Annotated in this window: 27 protein-coding genes; 14 read left to right on the top strand and 13 right to left on the bottom strand. The window is 55.1% G+C overall.

The window, feature by feature from the left end:
• The first annotated feature begins 163 nt into the window (after positions 1-163).
• Both AC3I0A_RS29410 and AC3I0A_RS29405 read left to right on the top strand, forming a co-directional pair.
• Positions 164-1093, top strand: a complete 930-nt coding sequence (locus AC3I0A_RS29410) for a S49 family peptidase (RefSeq protein WP_407004647.1) — start codon at positions 164-166, stop codon at positions 1091-1093.
• Between the two features lie 898 nt (positions 1094-1991).
• Complete coding sequence (locus AC3I0A_RS29405) at positions 1992-3695, top strand: DNA cytosine methyltransferase (protein ID WP_489378702.1); 1704 nt, start codon at positions 1992-1994, stop codon at positions 3693-3695.
• A gap of 135 nt (positions 3696-3830) precedes the next feature.
• Here the strand turns inward: AC3I0A_RS29405 and AC3I0A_RS29400 are convergent, their stop codons facing one another.
• On the bottom strand, positions 3831-4067 hold the full coding sequence (locus tag AC3I0A_RS29400; protein WP_050683325.1) for a hypothetical protein: 237 nt from the start codon (positions 4065-4067) through the stop codon (positions 3831-3833).
• Positions 4068-4296: 229 nt separating this feature from the next.
• A complete protein-coding gene (locus AC3I0A_RS29395) occupies positions 4297-4896 on the bottom strand; it encodes a hypothetical protein (RefSeq protein WP_050683326.1) in 600 nt (199 codons plus the stop codon).
• A 185-nt stretch (positions 4897-5081) separates the two neighbouring features.
• Here AC3I0A_RS29395 and AC3I0A_RS29390 point away from each other — a divergent pair, with 185 nt between their 5' ends.
• Positions 5082-5594, top strand: a complete 513-nt coding sequence (locus AC3I0A_RS29390; RefSeq protein ID WP_489378701.1) for an Arc family DNA-binding protein — start codon at positions 5082-5084, stop codon at positions 5592-5594.
• Between the two features lie 94 nt (positions 5595-5688).
• Positions 5689-6288: a hypothetical protein gene (locus tag AC3I0A_RS29385; protein WP_489378700.1), complete on the top strand. Its 600-nt coding sequence runs from the start codon at positions 5689-5691 to the stop codon at positions 6286-6288.
• A 247-nt stretch (positions 6289-6535) separates the two neighbouring features.
• Here the strand turns inward: AC3I0A_RS29385 and AC3I0A_RS29380 are convergent, their stop codons facing one another.
• From AC3I0A_RS29380 to AC3I0A_RS29365, 4 genes are all read right to left on the bottom strand, one after another.
• On the bottom strand, positions 6536-6982 hold the full coding sequence (locus tag AC3I0A_RS29380; protein WP_050682994.1) for a hypothetical protein: 447 nt from the start codon (positions 6980-6982) through the stop codon (positions 6536-6538).
• A 71-nt stretch (positions 6983-7053) separates the two neighbouring features.
• Complete coding sequence (locus AC3I0A_RS29375; protein ID WP_050682996.1) at positions 7054-7608, bottom strand: hypothetical protein; 555 nt, start codon at positions 7606-7608, stop codon at positions 7054-7056.
• A gap of 95 nt (positions 7609-7703) precedes the next feature.
• A complete protein-coding gene (locus tag AC3I0A_RS29370; protein WP_489378699.1) occupies positions 7704-8096 on the bottom strand; it encodes a hypothetical protein in 393 nt (130 codons plus the stop codon).
• 245 nt (positions 8097-8341) lie between these two features.
• On the bottom strand, positions 8342-9487 hold the full coding sequence (locus tag AC3I0A_RS29365) for an ATP-binding protein (RefSeq protein ID WP_050683000.1): 1146 nt from the start codon (positions 9485-9487) through the stop codon (positions 8342-8344).
• A gap of 257 nt (positions 9488-9744) precedes the next feature.
• On the opposite strand from AC3I0A_RS29365, the gene AC3I0A_RS29360 reads away from it, so the two are divergent.
• The 9 genes from AC3I0A_RS29360 (at position 9745) to AC3I0A_RS29320 (ending at position 13010) form a co-directional block, all read left to right on the top strand.
• Positions 9745-10233, top strand: a complete 489-nt coding sequence (locus AC3I0A_RS29360; protein WP_050683002.1) for a hypothetical protein — start codon at positions 9745-9747, stop codon at positions 10231-10233.
• A gap of 50 nt (positions 10234-10283) precedes the next feature.
• On the top strand, positions 10284-10517 hold the full coding sequence (locus AC3I0A_RS29355) for a hypothetical protein (RefSeq protein WP_050683004.1): 234 nt from the start codon (positions 10284-10286) through the stop codon (positions 10515-10517).
• Positions 10518-10624: 107 nt separating this feature from the next.
• A complete protein-coding gene (locus AC3I0A_RS29350; RefSeq protein WP_050683005.1) occupies positions 10625-10939 on the top strand; it encodes a hypothetical protein in 315 nt (104 codons plus the stop codon).
• Positions 10940-10962: 23 nt separating this feature from the next.
• Positions 10963-11154: a hypothetical protein gene (locus AC3I0A_RS29345; RefSeq protein WP_489378698.1), complete on the top strand. Its 192-nt coding sequence runs from the start codon at positions 10963-10965 to the stop codon at positions 11152-11154.
• A gap of 3 nt (positions 11155-11157) precedes the next feature.
• Positions 11158-11331, top strand: coding sequence for a hypothetical protein (locus AC3I0A_RS29340; protein ID WP_156320531.1), 174 nt, complete (start codon positions 11158-11160; stop codon positions 11329-11331).
• A 9-nt stretch (positions 11332-11340) separates the two neighbouring features.
• Positions 11341-11583 carry a hypothetical protein gene (locus tag AC3I0A_RS29335; protein WP_050683007.1) on the top strand — a complete coding sequence of 81 codons (243 nt, stop codon included), beginning with the start codon at positions 11341-11343 and terminating at the stop codon, positions 11581-11583.
• Positions 11584-11949: 366 nt separating this feature from the next.
• Positions 11950-12315 (top strand): hypothetical protein, encoded by a 366-nt coding sequence (locus AC3I0A_RS29330; protein WP_050683009.1) that lies wholly within the window; start codon positions 11950-11952, stop codon positions 12313-12315.
• 228 nt (positions 12316-12543) lie between these two features.
• A complete protein-coding gene (locus AC3I0A_RS29325) occupies positions 12544-12726 on the top strand; it encodes a hypothetical protein (protein ID WP_489378697.1) in 183 nt (60 codons plus the stop codon).
• A 47-nt stretch (positions 12727-12773) separates the two neighbouring features.
• On the top strand, positions 12774-13010 hold the full coding sequence (locus tag AC3I0A_RS29320; RefSeq protein ID WP_050683010.1) for a hypothetical protein: 237 nt from the start codon (positions 12774-12776) through the stop codon (positions 13008-13010).
• 145 nt (positions 13011-13155) lie between these two features.
• On the opposite strand, the gene AC3I0A_RS29315 is transcribed toward AC3I0A_RS29320, so the two are convergent.
• The 4 genes from AC3I0A_RS29315 to AC3I0A_RS29300 all read right to left on the bottom strand — a co-directional run bounded on the left by AC3I0A_RS29315 (position 13156) and on the right by AC3I0A_RS29300 (position 16696).
• Positions 13156-14100 (bottom strand): restriction endonuclease, encoded by a 945-nt coding sequence (locus AC3I0A_RS29315; RefSeq protein WP_489378695.1) that lies wholly within the window; start codon positions 14098-14100, stop codon positions 13156-13158.
• 279 nt (positions 14101-14379) lie between these two features.
• The gene (locus tag AC3I0A_RS29310) at positions 14380-14796 is read right to left on the bottom strand and encodes a hypothetical protein (RefSeq protein ID WP_489378694.1); all 417 of its coding nucleotides are present in this window, start codon (positions 14794-14796) and stop codon (positions 14380-14382) included.
• Positions 14768-15904 (bottom strand): polymorphic toxin type 44 domain-containing protein, encoded by a 1137-nt coding sequence (locus tag AC3I0A_RS29305; RefSeq protein ID WP_489378693.1) that lies wholly within the window; start codon positions 15902-15904, stop codon positions 14768-14770. The genes AC3I0A_RS29310 and AC3I0A_RS29305 overlap by 29 nt, the downstream gene beginning before the upstream one ends.
• Before the next feature lie 498 nt (positions 15905-16402).
• Complete coding sequence (locus AC3I0A_RS29300) at positions 16403-16696, bottom strand: hypothetical protein (protein ID WP_489378692.1); 294 nt, start codon at positions 16694-16696, stop codon at positions 16403-16405.
• A 224-nt stretch (positions 16697-16920) separates the two neighbouring features.
• Here AC3I0A_RS29300 and AC3I0A_RS29295 point away from each other — a divergent pair, with 224 nt between their 5' ends.
• A complete protein-coding gene (locus tag AC3I0A_RS29295; protein WP_050683015.1) occupies positions 16921-17115 on the top strand; it encodes a hypothetical protein in 195 nt (64 codons plus the stop codon).
• A gap of 448 nt (positions 17116-17563) precedes the next feature.
• On the opposite strand, the gene AC3I0A_RS29290 is transcribed toward AC3I0A_RS29295, so the two are convergent.
• From AC3I0A_RS29290 to AC3I0A_RS29280, 3 genes are all read right to left on the bottom strand, one after another.
• The gene (locus AC3I0A_RS29290) at positions 17564-17848 is read right to left on the bottom strand and encodes a hypothetical protein (RefSeq protein ID WP_050683017.1); all 285 of its coding nucleotides are present in this window, start codon (positions 17846-17848) and stop codon (positions 17564-17566) included.
• Between the two features lie 182 nt (positions 17849-18030).
• Positions 18031-19350, bottom strand: coding sequence for a hypothetical protein (locus AC3I0A_RS29285; RefSeq protein WP_407004644.1), 1320 nt, complete (start codon positions 19348-19350; stop codon positions 18031-18033).
• Positions 19350-20774, bottom strand: a complete 1425-nt coding sequence (locus tag AC3I0A_RS29280; protein ID WP_407004643.1) for a DUF6384 family protein — start codon at positions 20772-20774, stop codon at positions 19350-19352. Before AC3I0A_RS29280 ends, AC3I0A_RS29285 begins: the two co-directional genes overlap by 1 nt.
• Position 20775: the final 1 nt, after the last annotated feature.

Here is a 20775-nt window from a genome sequence, read left to right as displayed (position 1 = left end):
AAAGGGCGACGCCAAGCTTGAACGGCTGAAAAACTTCAAACTTGACGGGTTGGGGGAGATAGGGCTGAATTTTTCAACGGCCTGTTAGGGGCCAATCGGGGCCTTATCCGAAGCTCCCTGGGGCATCCTCACCCCAATTTTCAGAACTCGACCGAGGAAATTTATGACTCAACCTATTGAGGTGCTCGACAAGTTGGTACGCGAGATGGTCCGCGAGCAAAGGAGCCGGCGCCGTTTCAAGTACGTGATGTGGATTGGCACCCTGGCTGTCGTCTCGACCACACTGGCGGTCGAGCACTTCACATCCGACGGAGCTGACGCCAAAGAAATTACGGCACGAATCGATGTCAGCGGTCCCATCGCCGAGGGCGAAGCCGCCAGCGCTGAGGCTCTGAAGAAAAGCATTGGCCAGGCCTTCGCCGATGCGCGCACTAAAGCCGTCGTGCTGAAGATCAACAGTCCAGGTGGAAGCCCGGTGCAGGCGGGCTATGTGTATGACGAGATCAAGCGCCAGCGCGGCTTGCACACCAATATCAAAGTCTTTGCAGTGATAACGGACCTCGGGGCTTCAGGCGCGTACTACATCGCCAGCGCTGCCGACGAGATCTACGCGGACAAGGCCAGCCTGGTCGGCTCCATCGGCGTCACCGCTGCAAGCTTTGGCTACGTCGGTGTGATGGAAAAATTGGGGGTCGAACGCCGGGCCTACACCGCTGGCGAGCACAAAGCCTTTTTGGACCCATTTCAACCCAGGAACGCTGACGAAACCGCCTTCTGGGGCGAGGTCCTGAGAACAACCCACAATCAATTTATCGAGGCGGTCAAAGCCGGCCGCGGCGACAGGCTGAAGTCAGCGGACCACCCGGAACTTTTTTCGGGCCTCATCTGGTCGGGCCAGCAGGCACAGCAGCTTGGTCTTATCGATAAGTTGGGTGATGTGGACTATGTGGCGCGTGAGGTCGTAGGCGCAAGCAAGGTTGTCGATTTCTCGACTAAGGACAACCCGTTCGACCGATTCGCCAAGCGGATCGGTACATCTGCGGCTCAGGAACTCTCGATGTCCCTCGGTTTCTCCGGGCAAAGCCTTCGCTGACGGCCACTGACCCGGCCCTATGCCGGGTCACCAGCACCAAGCGAGTCAAGGCAAAAGGATGAATTAATGAAAATGGTGATGATGCTAGTGGTTGTCGCTGCAGTGGTAGCCGCCCTCTCCTCCGGTCTATGGGGTGGACAAGGTTGGTTAGTTTGAAAGCCACTTAGGAAAATGGAAGAAAGCCCGCAGCACACAGGGCCGTTCACTGGGCCTTGTGCTGCGGGCTTTTTTGCTGCAGTAATTTGAAAACGTCGCATTTATTTCAATAAACGAGGCAAAGAGACCTTACGCGTTACCAACGCCCTCTCGCCGGCGTCTGCGAAGAAACAGCATCGCCTCCGGGAGGAGCGGGAGGAGCAGCAAAGTCCCCAACCCTACGAACAGAGCAACCTCCGTGGGCTTACCACCGGCGACCCGCGACTTTGCATAAGCGAGTGGGTACTTGCCCTGTTCCAACTCCACAGCCAACCCCGTTTCACTTACAACTTCCCAGGTGAGGCGCAGAGTGCCTTGTAACGCTCCTCGGAATTTGCAGCGCGCATTCTCCACTGGAAGATTGAGTGCTTGGCAAACCTCCGGCGGCATGCCAATGAGGGTTCCATCCTCGACCACCATCGCAGCGGAATAGACTCGCGGGAAAGCCCAAAACGCCACGACCCAAACCCAAACGAGAAATCCCAAAAACCTGATGCTGCCCACAGATCACTCCTCATAAAGATCATGCGGATATTCTCGCACCCGACGAAGAAAACGAAACTTCTGATTTGCTCCTGGTGCATGGTCCAATCGGCACTACGCGCAGAAGAGCCATTGAAGTTGCAGTTTTGGGAACGCATGGAAGATCTGGATCAGAAACGGGCGTCGCGCCCTCCTCTGACCTGGCAGCGGTGTTTACAGCATGAGTTCTTTCCCCAAAAAATTCCCAACCATCGATTTTTCAACTCAGTACGGACTGGCACTCGACGACTCTGACAATTGGATCATTGTCGACCTATTCGCTGGTGGTGGTGGCGCTTCGACCGGCTTGGAAATGGGTTTGAACAGGCCAGTGAACATTTGCGTAAACCACAATCCGACCGCCATTTCCATGCATGCGGCGAATCACCCACATGCAGAGCACTACCAAACTGATGTGTGGGGCGTCGATCCAGTGAAGGCTTGCCGCGGCCGCAGGGTGGGATTCCTGCATGGGAGTCCTGATTGTACTCACCACTCCCAGGCGGCCGGTGGTCAGTCGCGCAAGAAGGAAATCCGCGACCTCGGTTGGGTAATCATCAAATGGGCCGGCAAGGTCCGACCGATTACGATCAGTATGGAAAATGTTCGCCAGATGCAGCTTTGGAGCCCACTGGTTGCAAAGCGCTGCGCTAAAACCGGTCGAGTCATCAAACTGGATGGCACCGTTGCCGATCTAGGCGAGCACGTCCCACGTCACAAACAGTTTCTGGTACCGGATAAAGGCAAGCTCACCGGCAATGCGCTTCACCGTCGTAAGCAGCGTCGTAAGTACCAACGTCACGGCAGCCCGGTGAATCGCACTTGGGATCATTTCGTCGCAAGCCTGCGACGCTTGGGATACCAAGTCGAATGGCGCATTTCGCGCGCCTGCGACGATGGTGCGCCTACCACTCGCGAACGCCTATTCCTGATGGCCCGATGTGACGGACATCCAATTGTATGGCCGGAGGCGTCACACGCGGCCGAGCCGAAAAAGGGCCAACTGCCGTACCGCACCGCTGCTGAGTGTATCGACTGGACCGATCTTGGTCCGAGCATCTGGGCGCGAAGCCGGCCATTGGTTAAAACCACGAATGTTCGGATCGCCACTGGCATCGAGAAGTTTGTCCTGAACGGACGACCCTTTATTGTCCCGGTCACTCACCAGGGTGCCGTGCGCCTTCACAGCATTGACGAACCAATGCGGACCGTTACCGGCGCCAACCGTGGTGAACTGATGTTGGGCTCGCCGTTGTTGACGCCATTTATCTCCGAGCACGCCAATGCCACCCACCAGCGAAATATGCCGGCGGACAGTCCATTGCGAACCATTTGTGCGCAGGTCAAAGGTGGTCATTTCTCGCTCGTGGCGCCCATTATTGTCCAGGCCAACGGCGGCAAGAATACGACCCCCGCGCATAGCGCCTTAGCGCCATTTAGCACCATCACCAGCGCGGGCAGTCAACAGCAGCTGGCAACCGCATCACTGATGCAGCCTGCTTCTGACCTCGGTCTGCAAATTACCGCCGAACAAATGGCCGGCGCTCTGCGAGTCGCGGATTTTATGGTGGAGCATGGAAAGGCTTCAAACCTCCCACTTCAGCCAACCATTGCAGATAAGCTGGCGCTGGTAACCGTTGATGTTAATGGCATCAAGTACCTGATGATCGACATCTGCTTGCGCATGCTCAAACCACGTGAGCTGTATCGTGCGCAGGGATTTCCCGAGAGCTATATCATCGATCGAGGGCACGACGGCCGGGAGTTGAATAAGACTCAGCAAAGCCATCTTGTCGGGAACTCTGTTAGCCCATTGCAAATGGCAAGACTGGCTCGTGCGAATGATCCATGGAAGGCTCGACAGCGAGAAGCCATCGCTGCCTGAAGCAGCCAGCCTTCTGGAGGGTTGTGGGGTCCCGTTGTAAGGTCCTCCCCCTCCAAGAATTCAACGTGCCAGTCTTCCCAGCGGGAAGCGTTTTCCCTTCCGTGAACAGATGCTCATCGCGGTTGCAGGCCTACCTTAAAATCTGTGCCCACTCGCCTGGAACTTGAGTTTGTCAATCCGTGACGAAACAGCATAGTGCGCGCCCGCAGCTATCATGAGCAGGCCAAAATTCACCGCCCACATGACCGTTGGTGATCCTTCTTGTTGAGACACATACATCCCTGAAACAACAAGGAGTACCAGTTCAATTACGAGCAACACCAGCTTAATGCGGTTGAGGCGCTGAAGTCGCTTATCAAGCAAGGTTTGCATGCCGAACTACCTATGAGTGTTTTGACCAATCGCTCTCAGACCCTGATATCCACTTGTGAGCGGGAGACAGGCAAAGCGTGACTACTTGCCCCTTAATTCTCCTTCAGGGCCATACTGGGAAAGGCCGGTATTTGCCCCCGGCAACGGCCCAGACGGGACTGTGACAGTCACCAGCCAGATACCAGGATGCCTCTCCCTCGGTAATCGACAGAAAACGCCGCTCGAGCCCTTAGAGCACCCAGTGCTCTTCAATCGCCCACAAGGGTTTATCCTTCTGCAAAGATTTGAACGCCTTTATGTAAGCCTCATAGGTGGTTTGCGTGAAGACTACCCAGGAACTCCCCAAAGCTTGGGCATCGAGAAGATCTTTCTGAAACTCCGCGTATTGAACCTGGCCAGCAACGCTTTCGCTGAACGCGCTCAACCCCTTGAGCAGTACACTGTCAATTGGGGGATGCAGACGCTCAACGCGTTCGTCATCGTGGTAGCCACCGCAGACCAGTTTGGACTTCAGGTAGACGTTCACAAGCTTCTGCGCTCGGCCATAAGTGCACCGAAACTTCAAGTGCTCTCCGGTTTTGTGATGCACATAGGTCGCCGGTCGCGCCGCACGTACGGCTTCGATTCGCTCATGTATGAACGCGTCAATTCCCTCCGCACTTGGGAGATCCGTTGGCGTGTTGATGTCCCGCATACCGGCTGCCTCAAGCATCGTCTGCGCGTACTTAACGGAGTACCCTCCTCCGTCACCCCCACTACGCGAATAGGCACGCCCAGCGGCCCATACGGCGAATCGGTGGGCATGATCTGCAATTGAGTAAGTGGACATTCGTGGCTCCTCCAGTGCCCGGGATAGGCAAGGTTACCCTTTCGGCCCTTTCAAAGGGGGCAGACTGCACGTCATTGACGGCACCTTCTCGCTACTATTGCCCCATCACGCAACTTGAAAGACGTGGTCTGCGCCGCCGTCCGCTCGCATGACCTTCGACGAACCTTACCGCAGGGACGCCCCCAATGACCGCTCTCTCCATGGCTACCACGGCCCATACAGCAACCCATCCGCCACGGTCTTGCCGGCGGGTGCAAGACTCACGTAAAGCGGATAAATTTGTCCTAACCACCCACTCGACCATCATTGACGCCCTGGATGAAATCGCGAGAAGCCACAGCCGGAGCATCAACTCAGAAATAATCATGGCGGTAGCTGAGGCATTGGACGGAAGCCAAAGGACTGCATTCGAACGTCAGCTTTACGTGAACCATCTTGGTGAAGGCCGGGCCAGCTTGATTCTGATTGGGGTTCGTCATATCGACCTTTCCGCAATGCGCGGGGACCATTCGACCACGGTCCGTTTTCCAGACGGCATTCGGGATGCGATAGCGATAGAGGCAGGTTTAAAGCAGATGTCCATGATGACGTGGATGCTGAAGGCACTTCAATGCTGGATCAATGATCAACGCGATATTCACACGCTACAAAACGCCTGTGCTGAAATTCAGCATCAGGATAGTTCCAACGTTGAATGACCTAAACGGAAAACAAGGAAAAATCCCTCCCTTCCTCGGTACTCCTGGGTTGGGTTTGGCCGTTCGCACTTACGGTTAGTAACAAGGAGATGAGATGAGCGTACAAGACTGGCTGATCTGCAACGACTCGGATGAAATTGTAGAGGTCGTGATTCACTCGTCAGGCAAAGCCTGGCCAAGAGTGGAGTTCAAGGTTCTATCAGCCTTCCTGCTTTATCACTCTATTGCTCATCCTGGTGCGCAAATGCGCATCGGACGGCTTGATCACTCGGACAAAAGTGTCTTCGTGTCAGAGCAGGATCGGAAGGAAAACGGGTCTAAGTTCGATTGGCTCGAGTGGAACATAGATAACTACATGACCATGCTGGCGAGAAACAATAATGCCTATGCGGGCCATATGGGATGGTTCACCGATATGACTGTCGTAAGTAATGCCCCCCCAATCGCCTTGAACTCCCAAATGATGCACCCCCATATATCCTCTAGGGAAATCGCACAACGCCGAGTGGCTAGTTTCAATCATGGCACCGCACCAGGTTCAAGGGTTCACTACCTCAAAAGTGAACTGGAGGGTCGACAAATTACGACCATCGTAAGCCCCGCTTACATCCTTGGTGATGACGCCCCCGTGGTCGAACTAGACGGTATTGGTACTGCTTTGCTGGATAAAGTTGAGCCATTCTTCGGAAGTTGAAGAAAAACTGATGATAAATGCACGGATGGTCGCAACCTTGGCAGCATTGGTACTTGCGGGTGGTGCTAGTGACTGAACTGATCCGCGTGCTTGCTAATCGTCCCTAAGGGTCATGCATGATCTAGTTACCCCGCCCTTTCGGGTTGACCTGAGCGGCCACAACCTAGCCAAACGGCGTTCAGAAGAATCTTCTTTGGAAATGCAGGCTTGCCAAAAAAGACTCTCGGCGGGGAACCCCGCCGATGTCTTAGATTTTGCAGCTGAAGGGAATTGCATCGATTTCGTCGATGCAGCTGAGTCGGAATGCGGCTCCAGCAAGCAGGACTTGACGCAATTCGCAGAGCATTTTTTCCAGTACTTCTTGCTCATAGCCGATTCGGCAGTGCGCGAACGAGACCTGCAACAGCTGCTTTGACTGATCCGGTGAGAACAGCAATGCGTCCTTTTTGCCGAAGGCCCGGTTGAAATCGCTGTATGGCCCACCCTGTAATGCGCGTTCATCCTCCTTTTCAAGAGGGTGAAGTTTGTAGCGGATAGATATCGCTCCCCGCTTCTTGCCCACCATTACGAACAGGTGAGCGCCGTCTGTATCGACTACCTCCTCCCTGTCGATCCAGTGACGGATGACAGGAAGTTTGGTAGCGATATCGAAGCCAAGGGCAACGGTAACCCGGCTGATTGCAGTAATCGTCATGGTTCTCTCCAATTGAGCGAGCCATGACCCCGGCGGGGCCTAGGCCCGCATGGGTTTTATGGAAATTGGCTTCAGTTCGGTTGAGAAACCAAGCCGTAAATTTGATCTGGGTTTACGCCCAGGCCCAGCAAGAATTTCACCTTCATCTCGATCGTTCCCATTTTCATGGCACGACCGATCAGTACCGACCGATCCTCTACCAAGGAATCAAGCTTAGGCGTTGAGGAATTGTCCTCGAAGAGCCCGGGATTGGATGTACGCAGATACCCAAGTGTGTTGGAAACCACATCAGGCGCCCCAGCCATTTCATCGACTATCAGGCGAAGGCGGATCTGCTGGATCCGCTTCTGCAGCTCCATCCTGAGATCAATCAAGCCCGCGGCCTCCAGGCCAGGAACGAGATGATCATCGGCGATACCTCTGTCATGCAGGGGGCAAATGGCATTTGCCAGGCCCTTTGTCCCCTTGTCACGGGCAATAAAGCCGATGTACGCACAAACATTGATTGCACCGCTCAGATCACGGCACAATTCTGAGACAGGATGTTCCCTCTGAGCGGCGAGCAGCTTTAGCTCACAACTCGCCAAAAAGTCCCCAAGCGCGAACATCATCTGCGTAAGATTCATGACCAACTCCAACAAGCCAGAGCGACAGCCCGCAATGGGCCGTCACTCAATTAGTATTTGGGTTTATGACGCAGGACCCGATCGGGCCTTGGGATTTATTCAGCAGGACGCTGACGCATCAATCGCATCGGCATGGTATCGGAGATCCGTACCTCAGCTTTTTTCGAGAACTCGACGGCGCCGGCGAAAAGATCTTCTGGCGTCACCTCGCTCCGAGGATGTTGGTGGTACCAGACAAAGAACCCTGTTGTGCTGAGGACGTTATTGCCCTCACTGGTGTACTCGCCGCCGAGCTTGCAACACTCTTCGGGAGCATCCGTAAAGTATGCAATAGCGGTTCGCTCGCCCACCGCGGTTTGAAACGACTTTTTCGCCACTGCAGAGGTGTGATTCATGCTGATCTCATCCACGGCCATCCAGCCGGAATGCACCAGGCCCCGCAGGATCGCCTGTTTCATCTCTTGGTAGTTCATATTGGAATTTGACATTTCGAAGCTCCATTTGGACGGAGCTTGCCCCGGCAGGGACAAAGCCCCGCGAGGGTGGGTGTGCGCAGAGTTGCGCGTTTAGTGCTGGTGGCCAGCTCACTACGGACCCAGACATTCTAGGTTCGTGAGAGGCTCAAATGTTGCCTTAACCATCTAACCGCGGCAAGAGCCACAATCAGACGCAAGCTCCGGGTGCCGCCCCCAGCATATGACGGCACCTGTGGACGCCGGCGAGAAGCAGCCTATCAATTGCTGTCCAGGTCAAGTTGAGGGTCTATGTCCACGAAGTTCCGACGCAGGTAACTCTCCATCGCGAAGTCCTCAATCGTCCACTCTCCATGCCCCAGGTTCCCAACCAGGTCGCGGCGCTGCAGGCGCTTCAATGCGGTCTGAACAGTCGCGGCGCTGGGTACGTTGCCACCGGGCATCTCGCTGCCAATCCACTCGCGTCCCTCGGTAGAGAACACCGAGATGCCCCTCACCAGTCCGATAAGTACAGAGAAATCCAGAGGAGCCATCTCCAGAATCAGGTTCTCGAAGTTGCCTTCGTCGGTCATGGTGCCCCAGGCTCGATGGTCCGCGTCACGCACGCTGAGCCCCTCAGTGAGGCACAGCAAGAACACGTCACGAATGTACTTGGGCATGTACCCCCGGGCAGCAAAACGCTCGAAAGCGGCATTTACGTCCCACTCCCGTCCGGTGATCTCCTCAAATCGTTGGCCGAGATGCTGCACGAATTCCAAGCCCAGATTAGGAAATTGGATCTCGTGGCTGAACTGGTAGAAAGGTGCCTTTGTGCGACGAAACATGCGATGTAGACCGTCCTGAGAGGATCCGGTGAACACTGCAAAAACTTCACCGTGCGCCTGCTGCAGCAACGAGCGGAGCGTCGCAGTCAGATCCTCGAAATCCTTCTTGCTCGCCAGGTGCTGCACTTCGTCGATGATTAAAAGCGCCTTGCCGTTCCCGAGTCTGCGGAAGCGCTCGAAGAGCTCGATTAGGTTCAGACCACTCTCCTTCGCCAGCTCGGCCTTCATCGTTACGCCGTCGGTACCGGCGCCGGCCTCCACCGACTGCACGAGTGAGCCAGGCCGCATGAGCTTCAGCCAGTTGCGCCGCAAGAAACCGGCACCGTGGATGGCCTCATACAACGCGCCTGCAATCACCCGTTCAGGGTGCGCCTTGTCAAACCAAAGGTCAGCCGTGGCAACGATGAATCCGTGTGCCTTGGCAATCGGTATCAGGTCGTTGATGAGAAAGGTGGTTTTCCCCTTGCGACGAGGCGCGAAGATCGTCGCCGCATTTTGCAGACGCGACTCGAACGTGGCCAAGATGCCTTCAGCCAGGTAGGTGCGAGGGAAGAGAAGCGTGTCCTTGGTTTCTGGGGTCATTATGGGCCTTTAGGCTGAAATCCATAAATTAGGAATTTCTGCATAATTACGCATAATTTCGCAAATTGGAAGCGGTGCGGCGCTGCGAAGTGCCTGCGACAAGGCCCTGACTTTATCCTAAACATACGCGGAATAGGTCGCGCAATAAGCGGTATTCGCGCCAAGCTTCCACCGGTCGGTGGATGACGAGCTCGAAGGTGTTGCAGTTTAGCGACCTCATCATAACCTCATTGAACTGACTTTATGAGGTAACAGGAATGAACACGGCCCAACGCAACCAACTGATCAAAAAGGCAATCTTGGAAGCAATTACCGCTGGCAAGGGCAACTGGATCACAGGCATCGTCCCTGCCGTGACCGCTCTCAACGTCACAAAATCGAATGACGGCCTGAAGGTTCGCAACTGCCTCAGCGCTTTGATCGAGAAGGGGTTGGTGTATCGCGTTTCTTTCACTTCTGAAGAAATCTACGACTTGGTCGAAAACAAGGTCAGCCCTGTTGAGCCGGCGGGCGGGTTCACTATCCATCACGCGTTCGCGAACGGCGACTTTATCAAAGCGATTTCCGCCGCGCATTGCGCTGCCTACGATGACGAAAAAATGCCCGAGTCGGTAACCTGCAACGTCACCGGCATCACGGTGTTCTTGAAAGTCGAAAAAGGCCAGTTCGTCGAAACCCTCGATGACGGAACAGATGTTTCGGAACTGTTTAATGCAGCGCTTGATAAAGCAGTTGGCATGGCGTGATGAACTGAAAACTGTTGAAATCCAACACCTGAATTGAAAAGGAAATTCACGTGACCACCAAGGCCCAGTTCGACGAAGCAGCTCAACGGCTGCTCGGAGAAGAGAAGTACTCCAACCTGCTCAAGTCTGGCTACTCCCGACCGGACTTCTGCCGTGAGATTGCCCAAGACGAGTTCGTGGACAATCTGTACAGCCCGCCCACCAAAGAAGCTGACTTGGCCCGCATTCGCCGTGTTGCTGCCCGCCTCTGGAAAGGGGATGGCGTCACTGGCTTGGAAGATTAGCAATCGACTGCCACTTAATCCCCGCGCTTGCGGGTTTTGGCTGTAGAAGCGCCGCGGATTTACTACCCAACTCAACATCAAAAACCCCACAGAGAGTCGATGCAGCCATGAAGGCAACCGAAGAGATTACCACCCAGATCTGTGATGCAATTCCAGAGCTCACACCCGAGCTGCTGGCCGCGGTTTTGAATGCGGCGGGGGAAGATTGTCAGATTCTCTTCATCCAAGGTGAAGGTCAGCAGGTCATCAAGGGCAAGACTCATTACCCCGACTACCTGCAGGTCGAAATTACTGATCCGCGAGAGGCCATGAACTTGGCGCAGCAATTGTTGAACGCGTGCTCCGCCGCTATGGACAACGGTGGTGTATTGCGGTCTCCGGTGACTCTCTCCTTTGCCGGGCAGGCCTTACTGAGCGAATAAGCAGGTAGAGCAGGAAGAGCAGCATGAAGCGACGCATACATTTCGAAGTGATTACCTGTGCAGCCACCGAAGCGGATCCCGAAGGAGATTCAGAAATTGCGTGTGGCACCCAGGCTGACGTTGAAGCGGAGCATCTTACAAATTACCCGGATCATGTGACCTGCAAGCGCTGCCTGAAGCGCATGCAGGCCGAGATCCGGCCAGCAAAGGGGTAGCCGATGAAAATCAGAGTGGACGTCTCAGACGAAGATCTAGAGAGCATGCAGTGCGAATCACTGGAAGAGTTCGAGCAGCAATTTCGTAACCAGCTCGATAACGGCGTCGTGACCGACGACGGCGGTGCAGGTTGTGACTGGATGACCGAGTACCAGCTGGAAATCGTCAAGGTTTAGGAAGTGAACATGAGTATTCAGCCGCAAATCGCTTCTACTGCCAGCAAATTTGGGTGCCGCGTTATTACAGTCACCCAGACGCTACCTGACTATCAGCGTCATGAAGCCTATCGCAAAAAGACAGCCGCATTCGAAGAGTGGCGTCAGAAACTCAATCGTGGTGATCGACTGCCAAGAGGCCGGTTTTTCAAAGGAAAAGCCCCAGGGCGAAAGATGGTGATTATGGACGAATTCTGGCAAGCGTTCAGGTAAGGAAAAGCCCGTATGGCACTCATTCACGTCATCAGGCAGGACAAGGCCCAGGCCCTCAGTAACAAAGCGTTGTGGATTTTGATTGCTGTATGGGGCGCGACTTGCCTCGCGCTTCTCGTAATGACCATGACCGTTCTATTTGAAGCCGGCTACTGGTGGCTGGCTCTGTTGATTATTGGACCCTTGGGAACAGGCTTGGGCCATACATCTAGCGAGTGGATTCGGTACTGCCGACCTCAGTGGTTCAAGTCTTAGAACGAGCTATAGGTAAAGACCCCGCAATACCAAAGCCCAGCCTTCGCGCTGGGCCGAGGCCGTAAGAGAGGCGCGCTTTTCGCGTCATGGATCAACCAGGATGAATGTCCGATGAAACGCCCTTTGCTTCTACTGCCCTTGATGCTCGCAATGCTCGCCGGTTGCAGCAAGCCAGTCCCCACCGAAACCGGCCCCGAGCCAGGTACAGCGGCGGCGGCGAAAGAATTGGCACCTAATTTCCTGTTGCAGATGTTCACCGTGGTGGATGAGCCGGTTATTGACGGTGACACAGCAACCGTCAACGCTGTGATCTTGAATCAAAAGTGCGTGCTGACGATGCAGCGCACAAACGAAACCCCCTATGGTTGGTTGGTAAGCAAACAATCGTGCGTGGCTACGAATCTCTCAACGCAAGGTGCGAATAGTCCAATCGTCACCGGCAAAGGTGCCCAGGTTGTCATCCATGCGCAAAGATGAGGAAAATGAGGAAAAATCACCACTGCTGACGTTGCCCAACCTGCTTTATAAGAGAAACATATGAACAGGAAAATTATTCCGTTTGTTGGCGTCATCCTTTGCATCATCGCCCGCGTCACTTTAGGAACTGACACTTTCACCGGGTGGGATGCTTTGGGCTTCGCCATCGGGGCCGGGGGGTTTTGGATGCTTGGCCGTTGGCCATCTCGAAGCACTTAGAGAAAACGCATGGCTATCTACGAACAAATGCAAGCTCAGCTCCAAGAACTGATGGACTTGGTGAAGCAGGATGAGCAGTACACTGCTGCCGTCGCCTACGGCGCGCTTCAAGCCGATCGGGACAACGCCCGGGCCCACCAGCAGCGTACAGCTCGCATCGTCGAATTGAAGCGCAACTACGGGCTTAAGTGAACGTTCCTCGACGACGACACAGCCGCAGACTCAGGAGCCGGACAGGAATGAGTGATGAGGACTTGAGGGAGTTGAAGCGTCAAATGGTCGCCCAGGTCAAACATCAAACGCGGTGGTTACGCCGGGCACCGATGTTGATTGGCGTTGTCGGTGGAGGGTTAGCCCTGTTGGGTTTATGGCAAGCTGCAGGGTCACTTATCACCCTTGGTGCTCTGTGCGGGGTTACTGGTTTTGGTGCGCAAGCGGTGCTTTGGTACAGTCTTCATGACGAGGAAAAACCATAAAAATTCGGTGGGCACATACACCGCGAAGCTGCATCGGAAAGCGTTCATTGCCCAAAACAGCTGGTAGGGGACAGTCCAATGAACGCTTTACCAATGTAGCCACGACCTTCTGGCCGGCCCTGCATTACACCGCGTTTGTGTTCTGTTACACGGACTCAGGTTCGAGCGGTCGGGTACCTCGACACGATGGAAAATTGAGGCACCCCAGAAACACACTGTTTGCTATTCCACCATTGGTGGAGCGAGGGTACCTAGCCGTCATGCCACCACCGCACCGGGGGCAACTGGGTGAGTTGTCGGCGTGCGACGAAGGTGGGCACTCCTTCAGCTCCTCACCAGCTGTAGGCGACACGTGACTGACGATCGCGCGATCGGCCTCTCCAAAAGAATCTTCTGCAGGAAGGGTTTTCCTGCCCAGGTCAGGCTTCTTGAACCACTGAACAAGCCGTTTCCCGTCGACCAGCTGCAGATTGGTCCCCTTCGCAAACCTCGAGGCATCGCTGGTATATGCCCCAGAGGTGACCACAAACCCTCCCGTCGCGCCACGCGCTGACATCACGCCATAAAGCTCGCGGACGACCTGTACTCCCACTTTCGAGGCTCGCCACTGTTTGCATTGGACAAGGAACACCTCCCTGCCCTTACGCAGCACCAGGTCGATACCACCGTCCGGCCCCTTATCCGTCTCCTGAACAGTGAACCCCTGTTTTCGAAAGGCTTCGCCGACCATGTTCTCGAATTGCTCCCAGGTGAGGTTGCGGATAGCAACGCCTGGCTCCTGCGCAGTCCCAATGCGGCTGAATTTTCGAGCCCTCAGTTTTCGCTGCCCCCACCCAAGGATTCCACCCAGCAGAAACACAAGCGGGATGACGTACTGCCCGATAAAGGCGAACAGCCGAAGGATTTGTTGCGCGATCGCAGGGCCAAGCTCACTGCCAGGTGTTACTGCCAGCATCGGCAATTCCGTACCACCGTAATACCGTAAGAAGGCAAACGAGCCACCAGCAATCATCAAATTCGCCCAGAGCGGGATTTTCATCGCAATATTGAGCAGGTCATCAAGAGTTGAGGTTTTGCGCCGTCTGGCCATAAGTAGCTCCATTGAGTGAAGAAGCAATCATGGTCACTTGCGACGAAACATGGGCGTCAATCTGTTCCCTGGATAGGCGCTTTTCACCCTTCAAGGCCTGGATCGGCGCGTTTCCGATGTTGGGATGTGGGAAAATTCCTGCAGCAAGTGGGCCCCTATGCGGTTCAGAGTTTTTGTGGGGGATGACTCATGGCACGTGCCGAAAACCGCAACCCTCGGCTTACGTCCAGCTACGCCACTTCTCGCATGACAGAAACACTGCATTCACCCAAAGCGGTGTTAGGGCTTGGCATCATCGATAGTGCAACGCTTCAAGTGATCGATATCGGTACCGCTACCAATGCCTGAATCGATGTTCCCATTTGAGTCGAGATAGATTTTTGTTTTTGGCCACTTGGGCACAATGCTGATGCAGTGGTCCCGACCTCCCCTACTCCCCCAGGTAAACTCCATGAAGAACTGATCATTCGGGAAGATGTGGCCAAGATCCGCTGTCGCCTCGCCTGGAAGCATCCCGCCTTTATCTATCCTGTGTTGAGTGTTCCAGATATAGCGAAGCTCCCCCTTCCCATCCTTGGAGTAATACACCGCTACGCGCGGCGTTACGACGTACCAAAAAATGAGTGGAGAAAGCAGGAGCGCAACCAGGAAAGGCCATTTTCGGAACTTACTTGCAAACGTGAACACGAACGCCATCCCCCCAATCCACTGGCTTAACTGCGAGCACTTTCTCCATGATCATTTCGGCGGTGATTCCACCGTCAGGATGCTCAGTGAATAGCTCGATTCCTATTCCGATTGAAATTCGGTCTGGAGCATCGTCATATGCCTTCAAGCCGGCGACACCATCGGTCGCCTGAGGACCTCTGCGCTCATCCCAGTCAAACAGTTTTCTTATTCCATCCGAGACGATCTGCTCAGCCCCTGCGCCGTCAGAAAGAACGCTTTCGGAAAGCCCCGCTGCCCGCCCGACGTACCCATAATGGATGTTGGACCAGATGTCGTAGAAATAATCATAGCCACCTTGTTTATGGCGAACTCCACCGAACTTCTGCTGGATTATCGGCTTGTGATCCCAGGGACGATCCTGTCCGACACGTTCCGTCCAAATCGCCATTGCCGCCGCGGCGTTTGCTGCAGCGATTGCTTGAGGACTGGTCGCACCCAGTTGGGCGAACCAAGGCAATTCCATTTTGCTTCGGGTCTCTGCCGCCGTGTCGAAGCTGAGGAGCTTTTTCATCTTCAAAACTGAAGAGTCATTGATATTTCGGTTCATCTCACCAGCAATGTAACTGGCTAACTCCTCCATCCGGTCAGGGTCATTACAGACGTTCGGCTGAGTAATCTGTTCAGGCACCGCCTCAGGTTGCTTGGTTGCCGCATCCTGGTGAATCAGAGCGTTGGCTGCGGTAGCTTTCTCTGTGAGGTTCGGGTCGGCTAACAGGGTAGCCATTCTCTCATCATCTACTGTGCCGTCCGCCCGGAACGCTCCGAGGGCCGCAAAGTTAATGATCGCGGCACCTGGTGCAGCCCCCATGACAAAGCCACCGCCCACATCGCCGGATCCGGTGATGATTGTCCCACCGTGACTGGTTGGGCTCCCCAAATGAGCCATTGGACGACCGTTCACCAGGATCGAAGGGAAGCCGGTGGTAATCAACGCCCCACAACCACAGGTATCGCCTACTCGGGCAGAACCCATAAAGTTGATGTTGAAATCAGCTGAGGCCGAGGCGATTGGAGTCGTGCCGTGTCCCGGTAACGGGCAAACATGCTTGTCGCCCAATCTAGCAGAGGAAATCATGAATCGTCCTTGTGTCGTTCTATCCGTTTTAACAGGTGCAGTGCTGCCTGACCCTATCAGAATCAGCAGTGAAGATATGTAGGAATAATCCTAATCTCCTCGAGAGGCTGGAACATACGGGAATGAGGAAAGGTGCATCGCCCTCGCGATGCCTTACTTTCCCTTCAAAAAATCAAAGATCGAAATGGTGGTTATTTCCTGACTTTCGTCGAAAACATGCCTGGGACTTCCTACGTCGCTGGTTAAGTCCGTTTCCAATCATGAGGGAGTTCTGGAGAATGGTCCGAAGCCATTCAAACAGCTTTTATGACCGTATACGCCACCACGGTAGGCGCCGGTATACAACTCACCGTTGTCGCGTTTATACACGCGCATAGACTGCGCGATAAATGCCTCATTCATTGCACTACCGCACTCCTCGCAGTTGCCGAGTTGATCACCAGGGCGGCGAGCAGGCCTTAAGGTCATGATGATGTTGCCGGTGAATATACCCAAGGTCTACTCCGCGATCGATTCGATGGATATGAACGTCGGAAATTGAATCCGTGTCTCCAACTGCTCAGCTGAGTCACCATCCCAACGCCCCTCCTCGGTGAGGAAGGCATTGGCATCAAAGTCATAGAGCGAATCGAATTCAAGAGTGCCGTCGAGTTTAAGGGGAGCGCCGTACACCTCTCCCTCCTCCATGACCGCGGCGTGCCCATCAGCGATTAGCAGGGCTTTGCCAGGGTTGGCTTGCAGCAACTGGCGATACTTCTCCAGTACTTCCTTGAAGGTCATTGTCTGACGCATTTTTTACCCCATAGTCACCTGTGAGCAGGACCGGCGAGCTGCCATGTCCACTTCATATGGGGCATTTTCCCATAGCGATTCAGAATGCAAGCTCCCTCAACGGTCTGCCTCCGACCTTGCGTTTTTTTGATTGATGAGAAGATCGTTTTTATCGTTGCTACTCACGTGGAAACACCAGCTCCTCTAGTGACTGCTGGCATCACTCATCAATCAAGGAACTTGCCATGAAGCTGTATCTAGAGGGTCACAACGTAAAGCGAGGTTACGCGGTAAGCGTTCAGTTTTCCGACCATGAAGTCAGCGCAATGCCTCCCGAGACGGCGCTGTTGGAGCCAGACGAGCCAGTACGGTTCTACAGCGACCGCCGTTATGCAGACCGCGTGATTGGCCGCTTCAATCGCCGCTTCGCAACCAGGTAGGAAAATCCAGATCGGGTCGCCCGCGCGTGCCAACCGGCGCCCCTATGTGAAGGGTTTTGCGTTTCATACTCGGGTAATGCAGCGGTTGGAGCAACGAATCACTCTGCAGCGTCCATTGTCGCCTGGACCTCCCTGCTAAATGCATCGCTGTCCTCACTGGAAAGTACCCCAGCCGACTCCAACTCCAACAGTCGCCCGTGGATCAGGCCCTGCCTCCAAATACGGAGGTCCGGCTGTTTCTCCTCTATAGCTCGGGCTAGATCAATGCGCAGTTCGGCTAGCTTGCGGGCCTTAAGGGCTTCTGGCGCTTCGTTTCGACTCATGAAGGTGCTCCATCCAGCTGGTTTGAAGGTTCCATGGTTCTTGGGCTAGCTCTAAGAATAGACCCAGTGCTCGGCCCCTAGTCAGCTATTGAGTCAAAGACGATAGCGTGCCAGGAACAACAATATCAGTCATCGAACGGGTCCTTTTCCTTCCAAGGGCTGAACAGATCGTTCCAGTCACTATTTGGGTCGTCTTCAATCACATAGGTTTTGACTGGAGGCGCATCAGCACTCGGAAACAGGTTGAAGAAAAGCACCGCTGGAATCGAAGCGCATACCACCAGTACGAAAGATAGGGCAAAGGCCCAGCCCGGGAAATGATCCTTGGCATACACCGCAAATAATGAGGAGGCGGTCAGCAAGGCTATCGACCCAACCCCCTTACCAATCAGTTTTACGGCTGTATTCATTGTCTCGCGTCCATTCCCAGGCCCGCCTAATTCAACGCCTAAACAGCACTCACCACAAGGCAGTTTCCCGGCGTGTTTTCGTTTTCCAGCATTCCCAATTTTTTTCCGCGGTGCTCAACCAAAATCGGGGGCAGGAACCCCTACAAGCTCCCTGCCCCCGACGACGATTGGCTTCGGCGCGACTAAAGACTGTCGCTAGTGCTGAATCCTCCCCCGCCATCGGAGCTGGACGTGTTGAAGAAGCCACCGGTGTCGCTCCCGCCAGAGCCTCCAAACGTAGGAGTGGACTCGACGGGGATGGATCGGCGATTACTGTCTACCTCACTCACCACCTGTGAATGAGAGAGCGAGCCAGCCATGTATCCAACCAGCATGGAATCGAGATCCATCCCGTCGGAGTACCGGTAGTTGTCACTTGTGTAATGGCTGGACCGCAAGTCGCGCTCCAGGTGCTTTGCTCGTTCGTAGTTGCGCTCGGCTTGCTTACAATCCCTTTCCATGAGCGGCAATCGGGACTGAAGCGCGTCGAGTTCGCTCCGAAGTGAGCGCACTTGATCTACCAGCTCGTCGTCATGCGGCGTGCTTGTGCTCCTCGCCTGCCGCATCAGGGACTCCATGCTCATATCTGCAAGCTGGGCTGCGAGCAACGCTGAAGCCTTGATGAAGAATTGGTCGGCCTTACCCGCATAGCTGTCAAGTTGCTGATGGAGACCATTGGCATCGGCCTTCGCCGCCCCCAAAGCTTGGCGAACTTGCTCCAGACGATCCTCTAACTGAGGCACGCCGGCGACTACGAGTGCCGCATCGTGGAAACGCGACAGTTCGGCCTGCTGAGCAGCACGATTCGCCTCCCGCAAGCTGTTGGCGCCCTCATTGGCCTCCTGCATGGCTAAAAGAGTCATCTCAGTTGCCAAGTTCTGAGTGAAATTGCACAGGTGCGCGATCCGACGATCGATCGCCCGGAACACCGTCCCACGACGATACCCCTCCGTACCGTACTCTGAACCTTTCAGGTAGAGGAAGAGTCGGTCACCCTGAAAAGCCTGCAGTTTGGTTTTGCATTCCTCACGCAACTCCGCATAGGCAACCGCAGCTTGGGCGCTTACCGCTACGACCTCCCCTAGAAGGGCGGACTGGGTTTTGTATGCAGGATCATCCTGAAGCTTTCGGCTAACGCCCGCGACCGCCGCTGCGATTTCAGTGCAGAGACCAGATTCCACATCCATGTGCTGCCCGATACCCGCCTCGGCGACGGATAGGCGGCGACGTAGATCGGCCTCACTCTCCGCCCGGAGGTCCAACAATCGCTGAACTTCGCGCGAAACATCAGCACCGTCAACGAGTTGATAGCTGGCCATTTTCTGGAAGGCGCTACCGATGCTGTGCTGCAAGCGCAGATCATGCTCGTGTGCGTTGGATAGTTCACGCTGGGCATTCCGCAGATCGTTCTCATACCGCCGGGAGTTATCACCAACGGTGGCAATCATGCTGCTCGACTTCATTACCACTCCAGGATGTAATCAGGGTTGCCCGTTGTGCGGCCCTCGGAAAACTTGAGGGTCAATGAATTGGCGTCCTTGACGCCCATACGGCTGTTGTCAACGCGGCCATCGGCAAGCTTGTCGTTCTTCGCTTCTATGTAGGCTGCCTGGCTAACGCGGACGCCGAAGACCTTGGCAAAGCGCTTTTTCCCGGTCTCGGCGCTCGTTACCGGTACCGACACGACGTTACCGGCCGAATCCGTCGCTTCCGTCAGCAAGTACCAAGTCTTACCTCCAGTCGGATCAAAGTTCCGCTCTATCATGGACTTCTCGCCCGCCCGACTGACGACGTTCAGCTTCAGAGCGGTTGATGCGAACTTTTTCAGCTGCTCGACCTCTTGCAATGCCCGCTCTGCGGCGCTGACGTCGAGCCCCTTGATGGCATCATCCACCTTGGCGAACATCGGCTGGAATTGGTCAGCGTCCACCTTGCTCAACCCCATGTCGCGGACAGCCACCTGCGCTTCCTGCAGCTGATCGAGAAATGGATCAATCGCTGTCGCTCGTCCCAGCAAGTTGGCCACCAGGTCCACCGAATTTCGAGCCGCGGCTACCCCCTTTGTGTCCGCTTGCGCAAGTGCGGACCGAGCATGTGCGGCAGCAATGGCCAGCGCCGCATGTTGGCGACTGGTCGCAGCAAATCGGTCGCCCGTTGAAAGCGCGGTCAGCTTCAGGCTGGCAGACAAGAGCTCAGTGATGTCGGACAGCTGCTCGTCTGCGGTTTGTAGGGTGGAAGTACCCTCCTCGAGTGCTTTGGTCGCCATCGCAGCAAGGTTGAGATCACCGATTCGACTATCCGCCGTGACCTTGGCCGGGACAGTTGTCAGCATCTGACCCTGTGCTTTATCGAGCAAAACCACCACTTGAAGCAGCATTCGCCCAGCTGCAGGCAGGTTCGAACCGGCAACCTCAGGCTGAAGCTGAATAGCACGCTTCCTCAGCTGCTCGACCTTTCCAGTCAGTAACCGCGCGTGAACGCGAATCCCATCAACCTGATTCTGAGCGGCTTGAACTCGCTCCTCGCCAATCCAATGGGCGGCAACTTGGATGCCGACGCCGGCAACGGCAGATAAGGCCAGCACCAGGATCACTGGCTTCAGCCATTTGCCACGGGTGATGTATACGCGAGTCAGCAGCCGGGTTACAGGGCCAATTGGCGGCGCATCGTAGGTTAAACGGGCGGCGAAGTAGTCCTTTACGCCCTGTTCTACTAACCCGTCTTGCACGTCGACGCCCTTGGCCTTGTAGAACTCTCGAATACGTTCAGCAACAGCCCGCCGACGCTCAGGAAGGTCCAAGTGTTTTTGGACCTCCATCTGGCTGTGCCGCAACTCGTCGATGAGCGCCATGGCGCCCATCTGGTCGGTGAGGGAAACGCTCGCCACC

This window comes from Pseudomonas sp. KH_024_B2, assembly GCF_057839965.1.
Note: the sequence above shows the minus strand (reverse complement) of the source record. Positions and strands in the feature narration are given on the sequence as shown.